General features: G+C 66.9%; 1 protein-coding gene. It reads left to right on the forward strand.

Annotation, left to right across the window (positions count from 1 at the left end):
• Positions 1 to 36: 36 nt before the first annotated feature.
• Positions 37 to 1,183 (forward strand): elongation factor Tu (gene tuf / locus BY998_RS23825; protein ID WP_245421733.1); only part of this gene is annotated, 1,147 nt, incomplete at its 3' end.

Here is a 1,183-nt window from a genome sequence, read left to right on the forward strand (position 1 = left end):
AAGGAAAAGTTCTCCCGTACCAAGCCGCACTGCAACATCGGCACGATCGGGCACGTCGATCACGGCAAGACCTCGCTGACGGCGGCGATCACCAAGGTGCTGGCCGAGTCGGGCGGCGCCACCTTCACCGCCTACGACCAGATCGACAAGGCGCCGGAAGAGAAGGCGCGCGGCATCACGATCTCGACCGCCCACGTCGAGTACGAGACCACCAACCGCCACTACGCCCACGTCGACTGCCCCGGCCACGCCGACTACGTGAAGAACATGATCACCGGTGCCGCCCAGATGGACGGCGCGATCCTGGTCGTGTCGGCCGCCGACGGCCCGATGCCGCAGACCCGCGAGCACATCCTGCTCGCCCGTCAGGTCGGCGTGCCGGCGCTGGTGGTGTTCCTCAACAAGGTCGACATGGTCGATGACGAGGAGCTTCTCGAGCTGGTCGAGCTGGAGGTGCGCGAGCTGCTGTCCAAGTACGACTTCCCCGGCGACGACATCCCGATCACCAAGGGCTCGGCCCTGATGGCGCTCGAGGACAAGGAGCCCAAGATCGGCAAGGAAGCCGTCCTGGCGCTGATGGCGACGGTGGACGCCTACATCCCGCAGCCGGAGCGTCCGATCGACCTGCCGTTCCTGATGCCGATCGAGGACGTGTTCTCGATCTCGGGCCGCGGCACGGTGGTGACGGGTCGCGTCGAGCGCGGCATCGTCAAGGTCGGCGAGACGGTCGAGATCGTCGGCATCCGCCCGACCACGACGACGACGGTGACCGGCGTCGAGATGTTCCGCAAGCTGCTCGACCAGGGCCAGGCGGGCGACAACGTCGGCGTTCTTCTGCGCGGCACGAAGCGCGAGGACGTGGAGCGGGGCCAGGTGGTGTGCAAGCCGGGTTCGGTGAAGCCGCACTCGAAGTTCAAGGCCGAGGCCTACATCCTGACGAAGGAGGAGGGCGGCCGCCACACGCCGTTCTTCACCAACTACCGTCCGCAGTTCTACTTCCGCACGACCGACGTGACGGGCGTGTGCACGCTGCCCGAGGGCACCGAGATGGTGATGCCGGGCGACAACGTGACCATGGACGTGGTGCTGATCGTGCCGGTGGCCATGGAAGAGAAGCTGCGCTTCGCCATCCGCGAGGGCGGACGTACCGTCGGTGCCGGCGTCGTCGCCGCCATCAACGACT

This window comes from Methylobacterium sp. B4 (assembly GCF_003201865.1).
In the GTDB taxonomy this organism is placed as follows: Bacteria; Pseudomonadota; Alphaproteobacteria; order Rhizobiales; family Beijerinckiaceae; genus Methylobacterium.